Below are 5815 nucleotides of genomic sequence, written 5' to 3'. Positions count from 1 at the left end.
CAACCAATAACTTTAACAAAGCTTTTTATTATAATAACTGTTACCTAAATTCCCTATTCAGTATTTGAAGTCTATGAGGAAAAACAATTCATATAATTTTACTGCCGTTCATATAAAGTGAACGGTATTTTTAAAGGAAGTGGGAAAGTGAAATATCATATTTTATTAATAGAAGATGAAATTAATATAGCGAAGTTTGTGGAACTTGAGCTGAAGCATGAAAATTTTGAGGTAACCGTATCATTTGATGGAAGAGAAGGGTATGAATTAGCTCTAGAAAATCATTACGATTTGTTATTAGTAGATGTTATGCTACCTAATTTAAACGGTTTAGAAATATGTCGCAGGTTTAGAAAAGTTAAGGATACTCCTATTATTTTAATTACTGCAAGAGATGCAGTTGTTGATCGTGTTTCAGGGTTAGAGGCTGGAGCAGATGACTATGTGGTCAAGCCATTCGCTATAGAAGAGCTTTTGGCAAGAATTCGTGCGGTATTAAGAAGGGTGGGGCATACCACATTAAATCAGGAAACTGTTTTATCGATACGTGGCTTACAGGTCGATCAAAAAGCATATAAGGTTACTTATTTTGGGCAGGAGATTATTTTAACGAAAACAGAGTATGACCTTCTTGTATGTTTTATGCAAAACCTTAACATCGTATTAACCCGGGATCAGATTTTAGAAATCGTATGGGGATATGAATCAGAAGTAGAGACAAATGTAGTGGATGTTTATATTAGGCATCTCAGAAAGAAATTGCCGAAGGAAATTGCAGCTTTAATAGAAACAGTTAGAGGAGTGGGATACGTGATTCGTTCATGAAGAACTGGACTTTACAAAAAAAATGGACATATGCTTCTGCTCTGTCTATTTTTTTAAGTTTTTTAATGATGAGTGCCATTTTATATTTTTCGCTATACAACTGGATGCTTATGTCTGAAAAGAGAGTGGCCCATAACACATTAAACGAAGTTGTAAGCTTCTTTGAATCACAGGGTCCTGTGATTAGCGTTCAAGACATTCAAAGAAATCGTACACTTATTAACCAGCTTGTTAACCAAGAGCAGTCTATAAGGGTTTTAAATGCAGATGGAATCGAGCTTCTACGCATTAATGATGCGAGCCCATTTTCAACATTCGAACCCACTTCAATAAAAGATTTCGAAAAAGACAAGGTAGAAGGACAGACTATTTTTCATAAATCTGCTGAAATTGACTTCGGATTATTTAAGGGGTATATAGAGATTTCTCACAGCCTTTCTAAATTTGAAGAACTAATGCGCTATATATTGTTGGCTATAACGTTATTTTCTCTCATAGCGTTATTACTATCTGCATTTATAGGGTATTCGTTATCTGCATTCATGTTACGTCCAATTAAGGAGCTACGTGATGAAATGCAGGAGGCAAAACGGACAAGGTTTTCTAAGGAGGTTATTTTTGAACGTTTGTCAAAAGATGAAATTGGTGAGCTGATGAAAATCTATAAGGAATTAATGGATGAGGTTAATGAAACAATCACCAGACAGGACGAGTTCATTCATAATGTATCCCATGAGCTTCGAACGCCTATTCAAGTTGTGGAAGGACATCTGGCTCTGCTGAATAGATGGGGCAAGGAACAACGAGATGTTCTGGACGAATCCCTGGACATTTCCTTAGCAGAAGTTCAAAAAATGAAAGTATTAATAGAAGAAATGTTAAAGCTTGCAAAAAATGAACAAACCTTTGAGAATACAAACACCCGTCTATTAACTGTAGTCAAGGAATTAGAACAACAACTGGAGGTACTATCTCCAACATCATCAATTGTTTACCGTGGAAATGAAAATATATCAATTAATATCCCAGCAACGACCTTGGAGCAAATTCTTAGAAACCTTATGGAAAATGCAATAAAATATAATGAAAACGATCCGAAAATAATTATAGAAGCTTGGGAAGACACTTCCAAAGTAATAATTACTGTTTCAGATAATGGGGTTGGTATTAAAAAAGAATCCCTTTCTAAAATCTTCGATCGTTTCTATACAGCAGATGAGGCACGTTCGAAGAATAAAGGAGGCTCGGGTTTGGGCCTTAGCATTGTGCAACGACTAGTTGTTGCATATAAAGGTAGTATTAACGTAGAAAGTAACCAAAACGGAACAAAATTTTCCATATATTTCCCTAAATTTACAAGTGAATAATCATTCATTTCAAATGTATAAAAAAATTTGGAAAAGATTAATTTAATTTACCAAAAAGGATTGTATTTTTTAGTGAGAGTAGTAAGATGGATATGGAAAAATTGTTCTTATACTTGAATTCTTGAATTCTTTAAGTCTCATGAAAAGAGTGGTAAACTATTAATGTGAAGATTTAAAGAATAAAAATGTACATCTTTCATTTTCAGGCTTTTGCACTTATTTTTATGCAAATTCATTAATGCCTATTGTGGCACAATATGTTGGAGGTTTTTTTAAATGTCGAACAATCAAACACCTTGGTCCATTTTCTCAGGACCCAATCTTGGTTATGTGATGGAGCAGTATGATTTATACCTTCAATCACCAGAAGAAGTGGATCAAGAACTAGTTAGCTTATTTGAAGAGTATGGGGCACCAGTTCTGGATACAACTACAAATGGTACAGGAGCTGCTTTACCAACTGTGGAATCCAACAACTTCGATAAAGTGATTCGTGCAATCGAGTTGGCTGATGCTATACGAGCTCACGGGCACTTATCTGCAGATATCTATCCTTTAAATGACAGAGAGAAAAATGATTCTCGAATCAATTTTAAGACTTACGGTCTAACTCCTGCTGATTTAAAAGAAGTTCCTGTAGCTTTTTTATTAGCTGATGCACCAAACACAGTTACCAACGGTTTAGAGGCAATTGAGTACTTAAAATCTGTTTATACGAATAAAATAGCTTTTGAGATTTCTCATATTGTGAATGTAGAAGAGCGCAAGTGGTTACAGGGCAAGATTGAAAAAGGTGTTGTATTAGAAAACTTATCAGCTGATACAAAAAAAGAATTATTGAAACGTTTAACTCAAATTGAAGGTTTTGAGAAATTTATTCACCGTACGTTTGTTGGAGCAAAACGCTTCTCTATTGAAGGTTTAGATTCATTAGTGGTTTTGATAGACGAGCTTGTTAGACAATCTAATATCACTAAAACAAAACAAGTAAACATTGGTATGGCCCACCGTGGACGCTTAAATGTACTAACACACGTTTTAAACAAGCCTTATGAGATGATGTTCGCAGAATTTGCACACGTTCCTTCTGAAGCTTTTCAACCAAAAGATGGCTCTTTAGAGCTTTCTGAGGGATGGTATGGTGATGTGAAATACCATAAAGGTGCTGCTTACCATTCTCCATCTGGCTTAACGATTAAATTAGCATATAACCCTTCTCATTTAGAAGTAGTAAGTCCTGTAGTAACAGGGCAAACTCGTGCTGCTCAAGAAACAACTGATCAAGCAGGTTTGCCAGTTCAAGATAAAAATGCAGCTTATGCAATTTTAGTTCATGGAGATGCGGCTTTCCCTGGTCAAGGTATCGTCACAGAAGTGTTAAACTATAGTAGAGTAAGAGGCTTCCAAACTGGAGGTTCGATCCATATCATCGCAAATAATATGATCGGATTTACAACGGAGCATTACGATTCACGTTCTACTTTCTATTCTTCTGACCCAGCTAAAGGATACGAAGTTCCTGTTATTCATGTTAATGCAGATGATCCAGAGGCTGTTATCGGCGTAGCAAAACTTGCTCACGAATACCGTAACAAATTCGGTAAGGACATTGTAATTGACTTACTTGGTTATCGTAGATATGGCCACAATGAAATGGATGAGCCACTTGTGACTAATCCACAAATGTATCATATTATTCATAAACACCCTACTGTACGCAATATTTACGGACAAAAGTTAGTAAATGAAAACGTTATCCAAGAAGCCGAAGTGAAAAAACTGGATGAAACTATCTTCAGTGGAATGCAAGAAGCATACGATCGCGTGAAAGAGTTTCCACAGACAACTGCACATGAGATAATTATTCCTGATGCTGTATTAGAGGGAATGCCTGAGCTACCTACTGGAGTTGAGGAAGGCAGACTGAAGAAAATCAATGAAGAATTATTAAGCTGGCCATCTGATTTCAAAGCGTTCAAAAAATTAGAGAAAATTTTAAAACGTAGAGAAGAGCCGTTTAAAGGAAAAGGTAAAATCGACTGGGGTCATGCAGAAACACTTGCCCTAGCAACGATTATTCAGGAAGGGAACTCTGTTCGCTTAACTGGTCAAGATGCACAACGTGGTACATTCTCACATAGACACTTAGTGTTACATGATGAAAATACAGGTGCAGAACTTACACCAATTCACTATATTAGTGATGCAAAAGCTTCCTTTACTGTTCACAATAGTCCATTAACAGAAACAGCAGTGTTGGGCTATGAGTTTGGTTATAACTTGGAAGATGCTAACTCGTTAACTATTTGGGAAGCTCAATACGGGGACTTCGCAAATATGGCGCAAGTTATGTTTGACAATTTTATCAGTTCGGCTCGATCTAAATGGGGATTGAAATCTGGACTTGTTATGCTATTGCCGCATGGTTCAGAAGGTCAAGGCACAGAGCACTCAAGTGCACGACTAGAGCGTTATTTACAGCATGCAGCAGAAAACAACTGGACAGTTGCTAATCTTTCAAGTGCAGCAAACTATTTCCATATCCTTAGAAGACAAGCTAAAATGCTAAAAGAAGACGCAATTCGACCATTAATAATCGTTTCTCCTAAATCATTACTTCGACATCCTTTAGTTGGTGCAGAGGTAGCAGATTTGACTGAAGGTAAGTTTGAGACTATTATTGAACAGCCTGGCTTAGGCCAACAAACTGACAAGGTTGAAAAAGTAGTCTTTGCAAGTGGTAAACTAGCAATTGACTTAGCAGACAAAGTGAAGGATGGAGAAGGATATGACTTCATGCATATAGTTCGTGTGGAGCAACTTTACCCATTCCCAGAAGAGAAAATTCAAACGATTGTAGATCGTTATCCAAACCTTAAACAAATTGTTTGGGCTCAAGAAGAAACAGAAAATATGGGCTCATGGAATTTTGCACTTCCATATTTACTGGATATTGCAAAAGGAAAAGATATTAAGTACGTAGGGCGAGTACATCGCTCAAGTCCTGCTGAAGGTGATATCGACACTTATAAAGTGGAGCAAGCAAGAATTATTGAAGAAGCATTGAAAAGCTTGTAAGAAAAGCAATAGAGGAGGAAAATCAAGTGGCAGAAATTATAGTTCCCGAATTAGCAGAATCAATTACAGAAGGTACCATTGCACAATGGTTAAAACAACCAGGTGATACAGTGGAAAAAGGCGAGTTTATCGTTGAGTTAGAAACAGATAAAGTAAATGTAGAGGTAATTTCAGAAGAAGCTGGAGTTGTTAGCGAATTACTATTTGCTGAAGGCGATACTGTACAAGTAGGCGAAGTAATTGCTATCGTAGGTGCAGGTTCAGGCGCACCAGCAGCAAAAGCTGAAACTAAGGAAGAACCGAAAGAAGAAAAAGCACCTGCAGTAACTGGCAATAAAGCTGAAGAGGTAGCTAAAGCTAATGAAGACGCTTCTAAAGAACAAGACCGCACAATTGCTAGCCCAGCTGCTCGTAAGTTAGCTCGTGAAAAAGGTATTAACTTGAGCGAGATTTCTCCAGTAGACCCAATGGGACGCGTTCGAGTTCAAGATGTATCTGCTCACGGTTCTAAACCTGCTGCACCTAAAGCTGAAGCTTCAAAACCT

General features: G+C 37.0%; 4 protein-coding genes. All 4 read left to right on the top strand.

Annotation, left to right across the window (positions count from 1 at the left end; all coding sequences use genetic code 11):
- Positions 1-147 precede the first annotated feature (147 nt).
- Positions 148-825 carry a response regulator transcription factor gene (locus AC06OU_RS13450; protein ID WP_475856411.1) on the top strand — a complete coding sequence of 226 codons (678 nt, stop codon included), beginning with the start codon at positions 148-150 and terminating at the stop codon, positions 823-825.
- Positions 822-2192 (top strand): HAMP domain-containing sensor histidine kinase, encoded by a 1371-nt coding sequence (locus AC06OU_RS13445; RefSeq protein WP_475856409.1) that lies wholly within the window; start codon positions 822-824, stop codon positions 2190-2192. Before AC06OU_RS13450 ends, AC06OU_RS13445 begins: the two co-directional genes overlap by 4 nt.
- A gap of 276 nt (positions 2193-2468) precedes the next feature.
- Positions 2469-5270, top strand: a complete 2802-nt coding sequence (locus AC06OU_RS13440; RefSeq protein ID WP_475856407.1) for a 2-oxoglutarate dehydrogenase E1 component — start codon at positions 2469-2471, stop codon at positions 5268-5270.
- Positions 5271-5296: 26 nt separating this feature from the next.
- A partial coding sequence (locus tag AC06OU_RS13435; RefSeq protein WP_475856406.1) for a biotin/lipoyl-containing protein occupies positions 5297-5815 on the top strand: 519 nt, incomplete at its 3' end.

The organism is Psychrobacillus sp., from assembly GCF_056205495.1.
The sequence above is the reverse complement of the archived record's forward strand: the minus strand, read 5'-3'. Positions and strand labels throughout refer to the sequence as shown.